General features: G+C 65.7%; 18 protein-coding genes. 11 read left to right on the forward strand and 7 right to left on the reverse strand.

The genetic code is table 11. The features are described 5' to 3' along the window. The first annotated feature begins 1 nt into the window (after position 1). Positions 2–346 (forward strand): DNA-directed RNA polymerase subunit omega, encoded by a 345-nt coding sequence (gene rpoZ, locus DI606_RS01400; protein WP_293979200.1) that lies wholly within the window; start codon positions 2–4, stop codon positions 344–346. Positions 347–478: 132 nt separating this feature from the next. On the opposite strand, the gene DI606_RS01405 is transcribed toward rpoZ, so the two are convergent. Together DI606_RS01405 and ung are read right to left on the reverse strand one after the other, a co-directional pair. Further along, the gene (locus DI606_RS01405) at positions 479–799 is read right to left on the reverse strand and encodes a glycine zipper 2TM domain-containing protein (RefSeq protein ID WP_293979202.1); all 321 of its coding nucleotides are present in this window, start codon (positions 797–799) and stop codon (positions 479–481) included. A gap of 129 nt (positions 800–928) precedes the next feature. Further along, the gene (gene ung, locus DI606_RS01410) at positions 929–1,639 is read right to left on the reverse strand and encodes a uracil-DNA glycosylase (RefSeq protein ID WP_293979203.1); all 711 of its coding nucleotides are present in this window, start codon (positions 1,637–1,639) and stop codon (positions 929–931) included. Between the two features lie 77 nt (positions 1,640–1,716). Here ung and DI606_RS01415 point away from each other — a divergent pair, with 77 nt between their 5' ends. The 3 genes from DI606_RS01415 to DI606_RS01425 are packed head-to-tail and all read left to right on the forward strand — an operon-like array spanning position 1,717 to position 4,297. Next, a complete protein-coding gene (locus DI606_RS01415; protein ID WP_293979205.1) occupies positions 1,717–2,772 on the forward strand; it encodes a serine hydrolase in 1,056 nt (351 codons plus the stop codon). Between the two features lie 48 nt (positions 2,773–2,820). Further along, positions 2,821–3,186: a DUF962 domain-containing protein gene (locus DI606_RS01420; RefSeq protein ID WP_293979207.1), complete on the forward strand. Its 366-nt coding sequence runs from the start codon at positions 2,821–2,823 to the stop codon at positions 3,184–3,186. Positions 3,187–3,229: 43 nt separating this feature from the next. Further along, positions 3,230–4,297 carry a GNAT family N-acetyltransferase gene (locus tag DI606_RS01425; RefSeq protein WP_293979209.1) on the forward strand — a complete coding sequence of 356 codons (1,068 nt, stop codon included), beginning with the start codon at positions 3,230–3,232 and terminating at the stop codon, positions 4,295–4,297. Here the strand turns inward: DI606_RS01425 and DI606_RS01430 are convergent. Both DI606_RS01430 and DI606_RS01435 read right to left on the reverse strand, forming a co-directional pair. Next, positions 4,275–5,144 carry a cupin-like domain-containing protein gene (locus tag DI606_RS01430; RefSeq protein WP_293979211.1) on the reverse strand — a complete coding sequence of 290 codons (870 nt, stop codon included), beginning with the start codon at positions 5,142–5,144 and terminating at the stop codon, positions 4,275–4,277. The genes DI606_RS01425 and DI606_RS01430 overlap by 23 nt on opposite strands. Then, positions 5,141–6,262 (reverse strand): GNAT family N-acetyltransferase, encoded by a 1,122-nt coding sequence (locus tag DI606_RS01435; protein ID WP_293979213.1) that lies wholly within the window; start codon positions 6,260–6,262, stop codon positions 5,141–5,143. Before DI606_RS01435 ends, DI606_RS01430 begins: the two co-directional genes overlap by 4 nt. A gap of 419 nt (positions 6,263–6,681) precedes the next feature. Between DI606_RS01435 and DI606_RS01440 the strand changes: the two genes are divergently transcribed. Genes DI606_RS01440 through DI606_RS01450 form a run of 3 tightly spaced genes read left to right on the forward strand, consistent with a single transcriptional unit; the run spans position 6,682 to position 9,034 of the window. After that, positions 6,682–7,641 carry an SIS domain-containing protein gene (locus DI606_RS01440; protein ID WP_367119449.1) on the forward strand — a complete coding sequence of 320 codons (960 nt, stop codon included), beginning with the start codon at positions 6,682–6,684 and terminating at the stop codon, positions 7,639–7,641. After that, on the forward strand, positions 7,638–8,447 hold the full coding sequence (locus DI606_RS01445; protein WP_293979340.1) for a 3-deoxy-manno-octulosonate cytidylyltransferase: 810 nt from the start codon (positions 7,638–7,640) through the stop codon (positions 8,445–8,447). The genes DI606_RS01440 and DI606_RS01445 overlap by 4 nt, the downstream gene beginning before the upstream one ends. After that, on the forward strand, positions 8,447–9,034 hold the full coding sequence (locus DI606_RS01450) for a histidine phosphatase family protein (RefSeq protein ID WP_293979216.1): 588 nt from the start codon (positions 8,447–8,449) through the stop codon (positions 9,032–9,034). The genes DI606_RS01445 and DI606_RS01450 overlap by 1 nt, the downstream gene beginning before the upstream one ends. On the opposite strand, the gene dmeF is transcribed toward DI606_RS01450, so the two are convergent. After that, on the reverse strand, positions 9,003–10,013 hold the full coding sequence (gene dmeF / locus DI606_RS01455) for a CDF family Co(II)/Ni(II) efflux transporter DmeF (RefSeq protein ID WP_293979218.1): 1,011 nt from the start codon (positions 10,011–10,013) through the stop codon (positions 9,003–9,005). The genes DI606_RS01450 and dmeF overlap by 32 nt on opposite strands. Next, positions 10,010–10,282: a metal/formaldehyde-sensitive transcriptional repressor gene (locus DI606_RS01460; protein ID WP_293979220.1), complete on the reverse strand. Its 273-nt coding sequence runs from the start codon at positions 10,280–10,282 to the stop codon at positions 10,010–10,012. Before DI606_RS01460 ends, dmeF begins: the two co-directional genes overlap by 4 nt. A 91-nt stretch (positions 10,283–10,373) precedes the next feature. Between DI606_RS01460 and crtY the strand changes: the two genes are divergently transcribed. The 4 genes from crtY to DI606_RS01480 are packed head-to-tail and all read left to right on the forward strand — an operon-like array spanning position 10,374 to position 14,580. After that, positions 10,374–11,516: a lycopene beta-cyclase CrtY gene (gene crtY, locus DI606_RS01465; RefSeq protein ID WP_293979221.1), complete on the forward strand. Its 1,143-nt coding sequence runs from the start codon at positions 10,374–10,376 to the stop codon at positions 11,514–11,516. Next, the gene (locus DI606_RS01470; protein WP_293979222.1) at positions 11,516–13,003 is read left to right on the forward strand and encodes a phytoene desaturase; all 1,488 of its coding nucleotides are present in this window, start codon (positions 11,516–11,518) and stop codon (positions 13,001–13,003) included. Before crtY ends, DI606_RS01470 begins: the two co-directional genes overlap by 1 nt. After that, positions 13,004–13,585, forward strand: a complete 582-nt coding sequence (locus tag DI606_RS01475; protein WP_293979223.1) for a TIGR00730 family Rossman fold protein — start codon at positions 13,004–13,006, stop codon at positions 13,583–13,585. It begins immediately after the preceding gene. 41 nt (positions 13,586–13,626) lie between these two features. Beyond that, positions 13,627–14,580 carry a phytoene/squalene synthase family protein gene (locus DI606_RS01480; RefSeq protein WP_293979224.1) on the forward strand — a complete coding sequence of 318 codons (954 nt, stop codon included), beginning with the start codon at positions 13,627–13,629 and terminating at the stop codon, positions 14,578–14,580. Between the two features lie 107 nt (positions 14,581–14,687). On the opposite strand, the gene DI606_RS01485 is transcribed toward DI606_RS01480, so the two are convergent. Further along, positions 14,688–16,034: an ammonium transporter gene (locus DI606_RS01485; protein WP_293979342.1), complete on the reverse strand. Its 1,347-nt coding sequence runs from the start codon at positions 16,032–16,034 to the stop codon at positions 14,688–14,690. Positions 16,035–16,045 lie beyond the last annotated feature (11 nt).

Here is a 16,045-nt window from a genome sequence, read left to right on the forward strand (position 1 = left end):
TTTGGCCCGCGTTACCGTCGAAGATTGCGTCGACAAGGTTACCAACCGTTTCGATCTCGTTCTGCTTGCAGCGCAGCGCGCCAGGGAAATTTCCGGCGGCGCTGAGCTGACGCTGGATCGCGATCGCGACAAGAACCCTGTCGTTGCCTTGCGTGAGATTGCGGAAGAAACCGTTCTGCCTGACGAACTGCACGATTCGCTCGTCGGTTCGCTTCAGAAGGTGCAGGTCGATGACGACGACACGCCGGACGAGATCGGTTCGCTCGCCCAGTCGGCGGAGGCTCTGCGCCTGACCGCCGCTGCGCCGCCGCGTAACCAGAATATCGGCGGCGACTACGACGGCTGATCGGCTGCGGTCAAGTTTGGAGAGGGAATGAGGCCCGGCCCGCGTCAGCGGGACCGGGCCCATATTTTTGCCGTCACATGAAAAAGGGCCCGCCGGATGGCGAGCCCTTCCTCGATGATCGACGCTGACGGATCAGCACTTCGAATTGCGGTCGATGGCGCGGCCTGCGAGCGCACCGGCACCCGCGCCGATGATCGTGCCCGGTGCACGGTCGCCTCGCGTATCGACTGCGCGGCCCAGCAGGGCACCTGCCACACCGCCCACCAGCAGGCCGGTCGTGCCGCTGCCCTTGCGGCAACGATAGCGGCGGTCGTCGCGGTAATCCGCCCGGCGCTCGTACCGATCATAGCGGTCGTAGCGATGATGGTCGCGCGCGAAAGAGGTCGAGGGGACGAAAGCCGTCGCGGTGGCAGCGGCAAGGGCGGTGGCCAGAATGGCTTTGCGAATCATCATGATCTTCTCCTCCAGAACATGCAAAATCTGAAAACTGTGAGGAGCGTTATGCCGTTCCCATGATGCGCCGAAGCTGAACCGCAATGTTATCCTTCGTTCAGGATCGTTACGCAACGCGGTCGAAACATGTCACGATGCGCTCGGGCTTGCCTCCGGCACCGGCGGCAGTGCCCAGTCGATCGTCCCTCGACCGTGCGCCTCCAGAAAGGCATTGGCGCGCGAAAAAGGCCGCGATCCAAGGAATCCGTTGTGCGCCGACAGCGGGGACGGGTGCGCCGACCGGATCACCAGATGGCGGTCCTTGTCGACGAATCCCGCCTTGCGCTGGGCATGGGCACCCCACAGCATGAAGACCACAGGCTCCGGTTTATCCGCGACGAGCCGCACGATAGCGTCGGTGAACGGTTCCCACCCCTTGCCCTGATGGGAGGCGGCACGGCCCATTTCCACCGTGAGCACATTGTTGAGCAGCAGCACGCCCTGTCGCGCCCAATATTCGAGGAAGCCGTGCCTGACCGGCGCGATGCCGAGGTCGGACTGCATTTCCTTGTAGATGTTGACCAGAGACGGCGGCGTGCGCACGCCCGGCTGCACCGAAAAGCAAAGGCCATGCGCCTGCCCCTCGCCATGATACGGGTCCTGCCCCAGGATCACGACCCGCACCCGGTCCAGCGGCGTCAGGTCGAGCGCGCGGAAATAATCGCGACCCTTGGGAAAGATGCGCTTGCCCGCTGCCTTTTCCGCTTCGAGGAAGCGTTTCAGGCCTTGCATATGAGGGGCGGAAAATTGCGCGGCCAGCGGCGTGCGCCAGCTTTCGTGCAGCCTGATCATGTCGGTCATGACCGACAGATGGACCGCGGCGCGAACTGCTGTCAACGGGGCTTGCGAAGCGTGTCCCGATCCGCAAGAAGCGGCGGATGCTCCCTCTTCGTCCCGCCGCCATGCTCGCTGCACTTGGCCTGTTCCTCGCTCCGCTCCCATCCGCCGACGCCTTCGGGCCGCCGCCCCGGCCCCCGATCCAGCAATCGGCCGAGGCGAAGCTGCTGGGCGAATTCGCGCGGTTTGCGGCGTTGTCCGATGGAACGGTCGGCATCGGCGTGCGCGATCTTCAAACCGGGGAAACGCAGGCGCTGAACGGCGACACGCTTTTCCCTATGGCGAGCGCTTACAAGGTTGCGGTCGCCGGGCGCATCTTTGCACTGATCGATGCTGGGAAACTGCGGATCGATGACCAACTGGCACTTGACCCCGCCCTGGCGAGCGAGGGGGGGATCGCATGGATGTTCTCCCGCCCCGGCGCGACACTGCCGGTCCAGCGATTGCTGGAACTCATGCTGACCAAGAGCGACAACAACGCCACCGACGTGCTGGTCGCGCGCGGGGGTGGGCCGCAGGCGGTCACCGCTTTCGTCACGGGCCTCGGCATCAAGGGGCTGGAAGTGGACAGCGACACCGCGCACCTCCTCTACCGTGCGATGGGCATCAATCCGCAATCGGGCAGCTTCCGCGCGAATGTGGAGGCGGCGCGCCGCGCCGATCCGCAAATCGCGGTGCGCGATGCGCGGGACCTGCCCAACCCTGCCTTCGTCATCGACCCGCGCGATACATCGACGCCCACGGCGATGCTCGATCTATTGACGGCTTACGACAGCGGGCGCGCGCTTTCGGCGGACAGCACGCAGCGGCTTTTCGCCATCATGGGCCATTGCGAAACCGGAAAGGCGCGCATTCCCGGTATGTTGCCGCCCGGCACCGCCGTCGCTCACAAGACCGGGTCGATGAACGGCATCGGCAACGATGTGGGGGTCGTCCGGCTGCCCGATGGGCGTCGATTCGCGATTGCCGTATTCGTTATGAAGGACAGCCGCGGCCATACTTCACGCGACCGCATCATCGCCGAAGCGACGCGTGCCGCCTACGACTATTTCCTCTATGCCCCCGACAGGGCGCACGGTCGGTCGCACGCCGCTTAAAAAGCCACACAGCAGCGATTACGGCAGGGCAAGGATTGAGAGGATGCCGTGACCCGTCTGCGCCGCTTTCGCGATTTCTGGCCTTATTATCTTCAGGAACATGCCCGTCCCGGCACGCGGGCGATGCATTATGCCGGGACCAGCATCGTCGTGGCGCTGCTGGCGGCTGCGCCGTTCGCCAGGCAGCGCTGGATGCTGGCGGCGCTACCCGTGGCAGGCTACGGCTTCGCATGGGCGGCGCACGGCCTGATCGAGCGTAACAGGCCCGCGACCTTCCGCTACCCGCTCTGGTCGTTGCGCGCGGATTTCGTCATGTGGCAGCGGTTTCTGACACGGCGTATCGGTCGCGATCTCGCAAGGGCAGGGGTGCGCCCCGACGGGTCGGTCGATCCCGCGCAGCGGATCGCTCCCTGAACCGCGCTTGACCGTGCCGCCCGCTCTGCCACAAGGGAGGGCGATGGCATTTTCCGCAGGCTTTTCGCGGCCCGACCGGGCAACGCTGGCACAGCGCTGGCAGGCGCTCGAAGCGCGGAGCGACGCATCCTTCTTTCTGCGCTGGACCTGGGTGGCTGCCTGGCTCGACAGCTATGCCGTGCAACCGGATCTGCTCGCCGTGACCGATGGGGAGGGCCGGGACGTCGCGCTAGCGCTGGTTGGCCATGCCATGCAATCGCGCCCATTGGGGCGGGTCGCTACGATCAGCCTCAACCAGTCGGGCGAAACGGCGGCGGATCGGCCTTATGTCGAATATAACGGCCTGCTCATGGAACGGGGGCAGGAGGCGCGGGCCCATGCCGCAGCGATCGATGCGTTATCCCGCCGAAAGGACTGGCGCGTCATTCGCATAAGTGGGGTCGTGCCGGGCTCTGCCCTGCTCGACCTTCCCGCACGGCGTCGGGTGCGTGTCGATAGCTCGCCTGTCTATCAGGTCGACCTCGACGCCGTGCGCGGAGCGGACGGCGACTATCTCTCGCTGGTCAGCGCGAATACGCGCAGCCAGATTCGCCGCGCGATGAAGGATCGCGGTGGCGCCTTGCCGCAGGTCGAGCGCGCCACGCTCGATCTGGTCGCGCCCTGGCTTGACGCGATGGCGGCGCTGAACGCGGGTCGCCATGCGGACAATGCATGGGACGATATGGCTTTTCGCGGTTTCGTCGCGACGCTCTGCGCGCGCGGAATTGCGGACGGGTCTGTCGAGCTGCTCCGGTTCGTCGATCCGCAAGGCGTCGTCGGCCTGCTCGTCAATTTCGTCCACGGCGGCGTTGCGATGAATTACCAGTCCGCCTTTGCCGAACCGTTGGGTGCGAAGGACAAGCCGGGACTTCTATGTCACGCGGCGGCGGTCGGGCATTATGCCGACCGCGGTCTGGCCCGCTATTCGCTTCTGGCGGGGAAGGATCGGTATAAACAGAGCCTCTCGACCTGCGAGGATGTGCTCGAATGGTGGGTGCTCGAACGGTTCAGTCCCCGGCTGGAAGCCGAGGCGCTGTTGCGCCGGATGCTCAAACGCCCAGCTTCCGCATGATGCGGTAGGCGAGGCGGCGTAGCCTCTGACGCTCCGGCATGGCGTTAACCGCGCCCACGGGCAGTCCGCGCTTGCGCAGCAGAGCGTTGAAGCCGTGCAATTCCCCCTCCGCCACGCTGCGTTCCGACCGCCATGTGATGGACAGGCTGACCGACACGGTGGGACCGTTCTCGACGAAATGCGGAGCTTTCACCGGCACATGGATCGCCTCGCCCGGCATCAGCGTCACCGCTGTGCCGCGTGCCTTGAACCCGTCCTGCCAGGCGAGGTTGCGATGCCCGCCGCCGTGGAAATCCTCGCTCTTTTGGGCGGGCACCAGTTCCTCGTCGCGGGCGGGAAAGACGGTCATCGTCTTGGTGCCCATGATCTGAAGCAGGATATTATGTTCCGGGTCCATGTGGAACGGCGTGACGCTGCCGGGGGAGGAGAGGAAGATGAAGGCTTCCCGATGCAGCATCGGTCCGGTCCGGTCCGCGACGATGGGCGCCAATTCCGCCAGCGCGTCGTCGAGCAAAGCGCCATAGGCCGGATCGCGCTCGACATATTTGAGCACGGCCCAGCTGCCGTTGCTGTCTATGGTGCGGATGGTTTCGCCCAGCGTCAGTCCGTTGGACGGCGTGTCTTCGGCACGCACGCCCAGCGGCAGCCGGCCCAGATTATATTCGACGCTTTGGGGCGGCATCCGTTCGGCCAGCGCCGCGAGCGCGTTTAGCGTCAGCAACGGATGACCCGCCATCTCATGGGTCAGCTTGACCGCCTCGTCAGGATAGGCCTGCGCGAAGAGCGAACGGGCGGCGGGCGGAAAGGTCGCGTGGGTTGCCGGGGCGATCGGGCGATGCACGGTCATCGCAATCCTTTCAATTTACGGGCAAGGGTTTCGGCATGGTCGGCGATGAAAAAGGCGATCCGGCGGCGTAGGCCGGACCATCCCCGGCCGCGCAGCGCGATGCGATATTGCACGATGGTCCGGCGTTCCGCCCAGAGGCTGTCGATCATCGGATGATCGGGCGCGGCGCAACTGTCCATCCACGCGATTTCGGGATCGCCCTGCACCGCGTGGAGATTGGCGATTTCGATCAGGACACCGGGCGAAAAGCGGCCCAGCGCTTCGTCGAACGCGATCTTGAAGGAGAACGCGCCGTCGAGATGGCGGAAATTGACAAGCATGGCGACGGGTTGGCCGTCAAGGTCCATGCGCAGCATGTGCAACCGTTCCCCAGCAAAGGCGGCGGCGCAGGCATCGCGGAAAAAGGCGGCATGATCGGCACGGTCGGCCATGGCGGTCCCGTTCGCGCCCTTCCATCCGGCAGCCTCCAGCGTCAGGAACGCCTCACACCATTCCGGGAGATCCGCCGCGTCTTCCAGCAGGCGTGTCGTCACCGTGCCCATATCCGCCAACCGCTTTTGCAGGCGGCGCAATTCCTTGCGCTTCTTCGACCGGACCTGCGCTTCCCAATAGGCGTCGGCGTCGAGGTCCGACCGCAGCATCGCGCGCTCGTAGCGGTGGATTTCCTGCCGTCCGCGCCCTTGCGCGACGCACACCGCTTCGATGGCGGCGGCATTGGGACCGGCGGCGTCGATGCTTTCGAGATGCAGGAACCCTCTGGCCCATGGCGCGGCATCGAGCCGGTCGAAAAACATCGTCCACGCCTCCCGCTCGCGCCCCGCCAGCACAATGGGCGTGCCGAAGAAACAATGCGGATGCATCCAGTTGCCGATGCAGGGAAGGGGCAGTCGGCCATGGCGCGGTCGAATGTTGATGGGCAGCAGCCCGATCAGTCGATCTTCCGCCCATGCTTCGATCACATGCACGTCGTCGCCCCGCGCCAGATGCGTCAGGGCCGGGATCAACATATCGGGCGCATAGAACGCATTGGCCTCCGCCGCCGAAGCCGCCAGCGCCTGCCATTGCGCAGCCGCCGGCGCACCGCGACGCGGCAGCGTGGGATGGGAAGCCATATCCATGCGTCCGCGTTAGACGGGAAAGATTAGGGAAAGGCTAAATCCCGCGAGTTTGCGCGATGGAAGCATATCCGGAGCCGAATGAACCGTGACATTCTTGCCATAGGGAAGAAATTGTTCCACCTTTCGTCCCGTCCTTCGACCGGCTTAACCCCTTTATTTCAAAACATTTCTTGGCAATCGACAAAAGTGATTTCGCAGTTGCAAAACAGATTGCCTTTGGGCGTGGAAAGGGCGTAAGCCAAAGAGCAGGCTGGTTGGGACCGGTCGGGGGGTCGCGCAACGGAAAGAGGACGACGCATCGAATGCGATGGATCGTCGCCGCAATCGGACCGAATTGTCGGAAAGAAAGCGGAAAAAAGGGCTAAGCTGTGTCGACATCAGTTTCAAAGGTCGTTCCGTTCGGATCGGGTGGCCGTATCGTGCAAAGCGCCTGCCGCAGTCTGTCCATCGCCGCGACGGGGCTGGCCGCGCTTGAGGCCCGGTTCGAGGATCGGGATTTTTCCACCACTTTCCTTCGTGTCGTCGGCGTCATCATGCAGGTGCGGGGCCGGGTGATCGTGACCGGCATCGGCAAGAGCGGCATCGTCGCGCGCAAGATGACCGCGACGCTGACATCCACCGGCACGCCCGCCATCTTCCTGCATCCCGCCGATGCGGGGCACGGCGACCTGGGCATGATTACGCCTGACGATGTGGTGCTGATGCTGTCGCATTCGGGCGAATCGACCGAACTCGGACCGATCATCCAATATTGCAAACGCTTCGGCATTCCGCTCGCGGCTATGACAGCCCGCGCGCAAAGCACGGTCGCGCAGGCCGCCGATCACTGCATGTTGATGCCCGAAGTCGAGGAATCCTGCCCCAACCTACTCGCACCGACGACATCGACCACGGTGCAGATGGCGTTCGGCGATGCGCTGGCGATCTCGCTGATGGAGATGCGCGGTTTTTCCGCGGACGACTTCCACAAATTTCATCCCAATGGCCGTCTGGGCGCCCAGTTGATCAAGATCGCCGAACTGATGGCGACCGGCAACGATGTGCCGATGGTACGCGAAGACGCCACGCTGCTCGACGCCACCATCGAAATGACGCGCGCGCGGGTAGGCGGCACGGCGGTGGTGGATCGCAACGGTCGCCTGATCGGCGCATTTACCGACGGCGACCTGCGCCGTGCAGTCACCGGTAAGCAGAATCTGACCGAAGCCGTGGGTCGCTTCATGACGAAGATGCCGCTGGCGGTCGCCCCCGATGAGCTGGCGTCCGAAGCGCTCCGCCTGATGCATGAGCGGAACATCACGCTGCTCTTCGTGTGTGAAAATGGCGCTCTGGTGGGCGCGTTGCATATGCACGACCTGCTGCACGCCGGGGTCGCCTGAGCCTTCTCGTCGTCATTCCCGCGCGGGCGGGATCGTCCCGCCTGCCGCGCAAGCCGCTTCGCCTGATCGCCGGGCGGACGCTGCTTCACCGCACCGTCGCGATGGCGCGGTCGGCTATCGGGGTGCAGTCCGACGTGTCGCTGGTCGTCGCGACCGATGACGACGCCATCGCCGATCACGCGCGCGCTGCGGGGTGCGAAGCGGTGATGACGGACAGCGCCATTGCGACGGGATCGGGTCGCGCCCTTGCCGCCGCGCTGGCGCAGCCCGCGCTGCCAGAACTCATCGTCAACCTTCAGGGGGATTCGCCCTTCCAGCCGCAGGGCGCTCTGGCGGCGGTGATCGCGGCTCTGCGAACCGGAGCGCAGGTGGCGACGCCTGTCATCGCGCTCGACTGGGCCGCGCTCGATGCGTTGCGCGATCATAAGACGCGCTCGCCGTTCAGCGGCACCACTTGCGCGCGCGCGCCGGACGGGCGGGCCTACTGGTTTTCCAAGACGATCATCCCCGCAATTCGCGATGAGGACAGGCTGCGGGTGACGCAGCCGCTGTCGCCGGTGTGGCGGCATGTCGGCCTCTATGGCTACAGCCTCGACGCGCTGCGCCGGTTCGAGGATTGCCCGCCAACCGCGCTGGAACAGCTGGAGGGGCTGGAGCAATTGCGCCTGCTCGAACTCGGCTTACCGGTGACGACGGTGGCGGTCGATCCACCGTCGTTCGACAGCAGCGGGATCGATACCGAAGCCGATATCGCGCGGGTCGAAGCCCTGATCGCGCGCCATGGCGATCCGACGCCGCCGCTCTGATGCGCCGCATCTTCGTCATCCGTCACGGCAACACCTTCGCCAGCAGCGCGCAGGCCTGTCGCATCGGTCGCCGCACCGACATCCCCCTGGTCGAAAGCGGCCATCGGCAGGCGCAGGCCCTGGGGGCGTGGTTCGCGGCGCGCCCGTTCGCCGTCACGCGGCTGCTTTCCAGCCCTCTTCTCCGCGCGCGACAGACGGCGCAGGCGATTGCGGACGCGACCGGACACGGGATCGACGGCATTCGCGACTGGCTTTCGGAAATCGACCATGGCCCCGACGAGGGAAAGCCGGAGGCGGAGGTCGTCGCCCGGCTGGGGCCGCAGGCCATCGCCGACTGGGACGAACGCGGTATCGCGCCGCCCGGCTGGGCAGTGGACGCGGACGCACGGATTGCGGGCTGGCGCGCCTTTTTCGGGGAAACGGACGAGGGCGTCGACTTGCTGGTGACGAGCAACGGAGCCGCCCGTTTCGCCCCGATCGCGGCGGGCCTGCCGACAACGAGCCTCAAGCTGCGAACCGGGGCCTGGGGCGAGCTGACGGTGGAGGGCGGCGCGGTCAGACTGCTGCGGTGGGACGAGCGGCCTTAGCGTCCTGGTGGCATTCCACGGTGACGTGCGCCATGCGGGGCAGCGCGCCGATCCGCTGCCGGATCGCGGCATCGTCCGCTCCGGCAGCGAGGCTGACGATGGCTGCGTGGGCGTGGGGGCCGATACGCCAGACATGCAGGTCGCGAATCGAGCCGCCCAGCGCCTCCACCTCGACCTTGATCCGTGCCGTCAGCGCGGGTTCCGCTGCGTCGAGCAGGATGGCGGACGTGTCTTTCATGAGGTCCCACGCCCATTTCCCGATCACGATGGAGCCGAGCAGGCCGACCGCCGGGTCCATCCACCACCAGCCGAAATAATAACCCGCCGCCAGCGCCGCGATCGCCAGCACGGACGTCAGCGCATCGGTCAGCACATGGATGTAGGCGGCGCGCAGATTGTTGTCGGCATGGTCGTGCGCGTGCCCGTCGCCATGGTCGTGGCTGTGATCGTGTCCCAGCATGAAAGCGCTGGCGATGTTGACGAGCAGGCCGATGACGGCGACCAGCGCCGCTTCGCCGAACGCGACGGTCACAGGCTGGAACAGGCGGGTGCCGGATTCGATTGCGATCAGGATGGAAGTGATCGCCAGCACCAGCGCCGACGCAAAGCCCGCCAGATCGCCGACCTTGCCGGTCCCGAAGGTATAGCGGGCGCTGCGTGCGTGCTTTCGGGCGTAGCGATACGCGGCTGCGGCGACACCCATGGCCCCGGCATGGGTCGCCATGTGGAAGCCGTCGGCGAGTAGCGCCATCGACCCGCTAAGCCAGCCGAACGCGATTTCGACCACCATGGTCGCTGCGGTCAACCACAGGACCCAGATCGTCCGCCGCTCGTTCCGGTCATGCCCGTCCGTAAGGTAGACATGGTCGAAATAGTGGCGTTCCTCGCCTTCGTCCGAGACAGCGATGTGGACAGTCGAATCATATTCCGGCGCATGGTCACGATCATGGGCATGGTGGTGATGGTCGTGCATCGTCATTTCCCATAGCGTCGGATAAGGGCCAGCATTTCGTCGCTTGCCGCGGCGCGGGCTTCATCGGACAGACCGGGGCGGGCGACATGTTCGCGCATATGCTGTTCGATCAGTTCCTCCATCAGGCTGCCAACCGCACCCCGGACGGAGGCGACCAGTTGCAGGGTTTCTGAACACCCTGCGTCGCCTGTCAATTGCCGCTCCACCGCCGCGACCTGCCCTGCGATACGGCGCACCCGCGCCAGCAACTTGTCTCTGTCAGCCACGATATGCATAGCATACCCCCCTATCCTATAATCCGCCCCTCGGCAAGCGCGTGCGAAAGGACGGTTCCTTTGCCGCGCCGCTTCCCCTACCAGCAACGTCATGGATACAGAGCATGACCTCGTCATCGTAGGCGGCGGGCTGGCAGGCGGACTGATCGCACTGGCGTTCGCCGCGCTGCGGCCCGAAGTGCGCCTGCTGCTGGTCGAGGCGGGGGATCGGCCCGGCGGCAACCATATCTGGTCTTTCTTCGACGGCGACGTAGCGCGCGAGCATCGCTGGCTGATCGATCCGCTCGTCGCGCATCGTTGGCCGCAGGGCCATGCCGTCCATTTCCCCGGTCACAGCCGAGAGCTTTCGACCCCGTATAACAGCGTTACATCTGTCCACTTCGCTGTCGCACTCGAACGGCAGCTGGGCGACCGCTTGCTGACCGGCGCAGCCGTCAGCGGGGTCGCACGCCATGCGGTGACGCTCGCCGAAGGATGCGATATCACGGCGCGCGCCGTCATCGATGCGCGCGGTCCGGGGGACATGAGCGCGCTGCGTTGCGGCTGGCAGAAATTCGTCGGGCACGCCCTGCGCTGCGAAGCGCCGCACGGCATCGACCGCCCGGTCATCATGGACGCGACGGTCGAGCAGATCGACGGCTACCGCTTCGTCTACCTGCTGCCGTGGGACGAACGCACGCTGTTCGTCGAAGACACCTATTACAGCGACACGCCGGACCTCGACGTGCCTGCCATCGACGCGCGGATCGCCGCCTATGCAGCGCAACGCGGCTGGCGCTACGACATCGTCCATCGGGAAGAAGGCGTGCTGCCGGTGGTGCATGGCGGCGATTTCGATCTTTACTGGCCGCCGAGCGATCCGGTGGCGCGGGCAGGGGTGCGCGCCGGCCTGTTCCAGCCGATGACCGGCTATTCGCTGCCCGACGCGGTCCGGTTCGCCCTGCGGATGGCGGACCGGCCGCTCGACGATCTGCCCCGCGCCGCCCGCGCCTATGCCAGCGCGCACTGGCGGCGGGGCGGCTATTACCGGATGCTGGGCCGGATGCTGTTCGGTGCCGCCCGCCCCGATGAGCGCTGGCGTATTTTCGAGCGGTTCTACCGGCTCGACCCGGCGCTCATCCAGCGCTTCTACGCCGGGCAATCGAGCATGTCTGACCGTTTGCGCATCTTGTGCGGCAAGCCCCCGGTCCCCATAAGGAGCGCCATGCGAACATTGTTGAACCCGCCCGCCTGATGTCCAGAACCGCGATCGTCATCGGTGCGGGCTTCGGGGGGCTGGCGCTGGCCATCCGCCTCCAGTCCGCCGGTATCCAGACCACGCTGGTGGAGGCGCGCGACCGCCCCGGCGGAAGAGCCTATGTGTGGGAAAGGGACGGTTTCACCTTCGACGCCGGGCCCACGGTCGTCACCGATCCCGACTGCCTGGCCGAATTATGGCGCCTGTCGGGTCACGACATGGCGCAGGACGTGACTCTGATGCCGGTCATGCCCTTCTACCGCCTGAACTGGCGCGACGGGACGAACTTCGACTATTCCAACGACGAAGCGCAACTGCGCGCGGAGATCGCCAAGCTCGATCCCAACGATGTCGCAGGCTATGGCCGCTTCCTCGATTATGCGGCGGGCGTGTTCGAGGAGGGCTATCGCAAGCTCGGCTCGGTCGCGTTCCTCGACTTCGCGTCCATGATCAAGGCCGCGCCCGCGCTCGCCCGCTATCAGGCCTGGCGTTCGGTCTATTCGATGGTTTCGTCCTTCGTGAAGAACGAGAAGCTGCGCGAGGCGCTGTCCTTTCACACGCTGCTGGTCGGCGGCAATCCGATGAAGACCAGTTCGATCTATGCCCTTATCCACAAGCTGGAAAAGGATGGCGGCGTCTGGTTCGCGAAGGGCGGGACCAACCGGCTGGTGCAGGGGATGGCCACGCATTTCGAGCGGCTGGGCGGCGTCATGCGGCTGGGCGATCCGGTAACGCGGATTGAAACCTATGGCGACCGGGCGACGGGCGTGCACACAGCATCGGGATGGCGGGCTGAGGCGGACGCGGTCGCGACCAACGGCGACCTGATGCACAGCTATCGCGACCTCCTTGCCCATCATCCGCGGGGCGCGAAGCAGGGACAGAAACTGGCGGGTAAACGCTGGTCGCCCAGCCTCTTCGTCCTCCATTTCGGGATCAAGGGCAGCTGGCCCGGCATTCCGCACCACATGATCCTGTTCGGGCCGCGATACGAGGGGTTGTTGACCGACATTTACGATCATGGCGTGCTGCCGCAGGATTTCTCGCTCTATCTGCACCACCCGACCGTCACCGATCCGTCGATGGCGCCGGAGGGGCATTCGACATTCTATGCGCTCGCCCCGGTACCGCACATGGGCAAGCTGCCGATCGACTGGGACCAGTTCGCGCCCGCTTATGCCGAACGCATCCTGGACGAAATCCAGCACCGCCTGATCCCCGATATCCGGTCGCGCATCGTCACCCAGTTCCATTATACGCCCAAGGATTTCGGGCGGGATCTGGCAGCGCATATGGGCAGCGCCTTCAGCCTGGAGCCGCTGCTGACGCAGAGCGCTTTCTTCCGCGCGCACAATCGGGACGATGTCATTCCCAATCTCTATCTGGTAGGGGCCGGCACCCATCCCGGCGCGGGCATCCCCGGCGTGGTGGGCAGCGCCAAGGCGACCGCGGCGCTGATGCTGGAAGATCTTGGCAGGATTTAGATGAAGAGACTGGCGGTTTACTGCGGGTCGGCGACACCCGCCGACCTTACCTATATCGACGCGGCGCGGCATGTCGGGCGTACATTGGCGCAGCGGGGCATCGGCGTCGTCTATGGCGGCGGGCGGCTCGGCCTGATGGGCGCGGTTGCGGACGCGGCGCTGGAAGCGGGTGGCGAAGTGATCGGGGTGATCCCGCAGGCACTGGTCGGTGCGGAGGTGGCGCACAAGGGTTGCACGCAACTGCACGTCGTCGACACCATGCACCAGCGCAAGCAGATGTTCACCGACCTGTCCGACGGCTTCGTGACGTTGCCGGGCGGGGTCGGCACGATGGACGAGCTGTGGGAAGCGATCAGCTGGGCTCAGCTGGGCTATCATGACAAGCCGGTGGGCCTGCTGAACGTCGCGGGCTTCTACGACCAGCTGATCGGCTTCAACCGGCAGATGGTGGAAGCGGGCTTTATCCGTGCGCAGCATGCGGGCATCCTGATCCATGCGGACGGGATCGAAGAACTGGTGGATGCCATGGCGGCCTATCAACCGCACGAGACGATATTCGCGATGAAGGCGGATCGCCTGTAAGCCCCCTCGACGCGGCGAGCGGGGGAGGGCATGGCACCTTCATGACCGATGCCCCCCGCTACGATCGACCCGCCCTCGTCACTCATGCGCGTGACAGCATCGCGCGCGGGTCCCGCAGCTTCGCGATGGCGTCGAAACTGTTCGACGCGCGCACGCGCGAACGCGCCTGGCTGCTCTACGCTTGGTGCCGCAAGTGTGACGACATCGCCGATGGGCAGGACCATGGCGGCCCGTTGGCAGGCGTGACGGACGGCCCGGCAAGGCTCGCCGACATGAGGGCACGCACCGACGCGGCGTTGCGGGGAGAACCCACCGGCGATCGCGCGTTCGACGGTTTCGGCCTGGTCATGCGCGAATGCGCCATCCCCGCGCGCTATGCCCACGATCTGATCGACGGCTTCGCACTGGATGCGCAGGAATGGCGACCGGTCACAGAAGGCGATCTGATGCGCTATTGCTACCATGTGGCGGGCGCGGTCGGCTGCATGATGGCCGTGCTGATGGGGGTCGATCCGGGTGACGAAGAGACGCTGGACCGGGCGTGCGATCTGGGATTGGCGTTCCAGCTCGCCAACATCGCGAGGGATATCGGCGAGGATGCGGTGGCGGGGCGCTGCTACCTGCCCGCCGAATGGCTGGCAGAGGCGGAGATCGACCCCGCGCGCCTGATGACGCGGGACGCGCGGCCCCGATTGACGATCCTTGGGCGGCGGCTGGCGGAACGCGCGGCGGCCTACGAAGACAGTGCGCGTCACGGGACCGGCGCTTTGCCGCCGCGCGCGGCCTGGGCGGTGCTGGCAGCGGCGGGCATCTATGGCGATATCGCCCGCGAAGTCGCGCGGCGGGGCGGTGGGGCTTGGGACGACCGGGTGGTGACGCGAAAGGCCGAGAAGCTGGCCTGGGTCGCGAAGGCAGGAGTTCAGGCGATAGGCCGCGCGCGCCGCTGGCCGCGTGCGACGCCGCGCCCGTCATCGCTCTGGACCCGTCCGCGCTGACCCGACAAAAAAGGGCCGACGCTTTCGCATCGGCCCAGGCGTGTTCGCAGGAGGAACATCGTGAGGGGCGGGGCGGCAGGATCGCCGCCCGGCCCAATGGTGGAAACTTACGGGTTGTAGGCGCGCTCGCCATGTTCGCCGAGGTCGAGGCCTTCATACTCGACTTCCTGGCTGACCCGCAGGCCGGTCACGGCCTTGGCGATGAAGATGGCTATCACGGTGCCGATCGACGCCCAGACGATGGTCGTGGCGACCGCTTCGATCTGGACGATCAGCTTGGCCGCCATGTTATAGTCCGCAGCGCCGGGGCCACCGAGGCTGGGGGCATAGACGATGGCGGTGCCGATCGCACCGATCATGCCGCCGATGCCGTGGATACCGAAGGCGTCGAGGCTGTCGTCATAGCCGAGCTTGGGCTTGAGGACGGTGACGGCGTAGAAGCAGATGATCGAGGCGACCGCACCCAGCACGATGGCGCCGAACGGACCGGAGTTGCCCGCAGCCGGAGTGACGGCGACGAGACCCGCGACGATGCCCGAGCAGAAGCCCAGTGCCGATCCCTTGTGCCCGTTCAGACGCTCGGCGAGCATCCAAAAGAGCGCGGCGGATGCGGTGGCGACGAAGGTGTTGATCATGGCAAGCGCGGCCGATCCATTGGCTTCCAGCGCGGAACCGGCGTTGAACCCGAACCAGCCGACCCACAGCAGGCCGGTGCCCACGCCTGTCAGGGTGAGGCTGTGCGGAGCCATCGGCTCCTTGGGGAATCCCAGGCGCTTGCCCAGGATCAGTGCCGCGACCAGAGCGGATACGCCCGCGTTGATGTGCACCACCGTGCCGCCTGCAAAGTCGAGCGCGCCGGCCTTGAAGAAGAGACCGCTCGCCGCCCAGACCATGTGCGCGATCGGGAAGTAGACGATCGTCAGCCAAACGGCGGCAAAAACCATGACGGCGGAGAATTTGATCCGTTCGACCACCGAACCCAGCACCAGCGCGACCGTGATCGCGGCGAAGGTCATCTGGAAGCAGACGAACACATATTCGGGAATTTCGACACCGGCGGTGAAGGTCGCAGCCTGCGACGCGGGCGTGATGCCCTTCAGGAACGCCTTGTCGAAGGTGGAGATGAAGTTGGACAGCCCGTTGGTATAATCGGGGCCGAACGCCATAGAATAGCCGTAGATCACCCAGATCAGCATCGCGAGGCACGCGACCGCGCCGATCTGCGTCATGACCGACAGCATGTTCTTGGTACGAACCAGACCGCCGTAAAACAGTGCGAGGCCCGGCAGGATCATCGCCAGCACCAGCACGGTGGAAATCATCATCCAGGCGGTATCGCCCTTGTTGACGGTGGCGACAGGGGCCGCAGCGGCCTGCGCCCAGGCAGGCGCAGCGGCGCAGAGCGTCAGGACGCCCGCCCCCGCAACGCTGCCAATTTTCTTGAAAAAGGTCATCATTCCCCCCT

This window comes from Sphingobium sp. (assembly GCF_003248505.1).
Taxonomy (GTDB): domain Bacteria; phylum Pseudomonadota; class Alphaproteobacteria; order Sphingomonadales; family Sphingomonadaceae; genus Sphingobium.

What these genes read in the sequence shown, in the direction of transcription:
- DI606_RS01405 (WP_293979202.1), bottom strand. Translation starts at nt 799, where the DNA reads ATGATGATTCGCAAAGCCATTCTGGCCACCGCCCTTGCCGCTGCCACC.
- ung (WP_293979203.1), bottom strand. Translation starts at nt 1,639, where the DNA reads ATGACCGACATGATCAGGCTGCACGAAAGCTGGCGCACGCCGCTGGCC.
- DI606_RS01415 (WP_293979205.1), top strand. Translation starts at nt 1,717, where the DNA reads ATGCTCCCTCTTCGTCCCGCCGCCATGCTCGCTGCACTTGGCCTGTTC.
- DI606_RS01425 (WP_293979209.1), top strand. Translation starts at nt 3,230, where the DNA reads ATGGCATTTTCCGCAGGCTTTTCGCGGCCCGACCGGGCAACGCTGGCA.
- DI606_RS01430 (WP_293979211.1), bottom strand. Translation starts at nt 5,144, where the DNA reads ATGACCGTGCATCGCCCGATCGCCCCGGCAACCCACGCGACCTTTCCG.
- DI606_RS01435 (WP_293979213.1), bottom strand. Translation starts at nt 6,262, where the DNA reads ATGGATATGGCTTCCCATCCCACGCTGCCGCGTCGCGGTGCGCCGGCG.
- DI606_RS01450 (WP_293979216.1), top strand. Translation starts at nt 8,447, where the DNA reads ATGCGCCGCATCTTCGTCATCCGTCACGGCAACACCTTCGCCAGCAGC.
- dmeF (WP_293979218.1), bottom strand. Translation starts at nt 10,013, where the DNA reads ATGACGATGCACGACCATCACCACCATGCCCATGATCGTGACCATGCG.
- DI606_RS01460 (WP_293979220.1), bottom strand. Translation starts at nt 10,282, where the DNA reads ATGCATATCGTGGCTGACAGAGACAAGTTGCTGGCGCGGGTGCGCCGT.
- crtY (WP_293979221.1), top strand. Translation starts at nt 10,374, where the DNA reads ATGGATACAGAGCATGACCTCGTCATCGTAGGCGGCGGGCTGGCAGGC.
- DI606_RS01470 (WP_293979222.1), top strand. Translation starts at nt 11,516, where the DNA reads ATGTCCAGAACCGCGATCGTCATCGGTGCGGGCTTCGGGGGGCTGGCG.
- DI606_RS01475 (WP_293979223.1), top strand. Translation starts at nt 13,004, where the DNA reads ATGAAGAGACTGGCGGTTTACTGCGGGTCGGCGACACCCGCCGACCTT.
- DI606_RS01480 (WP_293979224.1), top strand. Translation starts at nt 13,627, where the DNA reads ATGACCGATGCCCCCCGCTACGATCGACCCGCCCTCGTCACTCATGCG.
- DI606_RS01485 (WP_293979342.1), bottom strand. Translation starts at nt 16,034, where the DNA reads ATGACCTTTTTCAAGAAAATTGGCAGCGTTGCGGGGGCGGGCGTCCTG.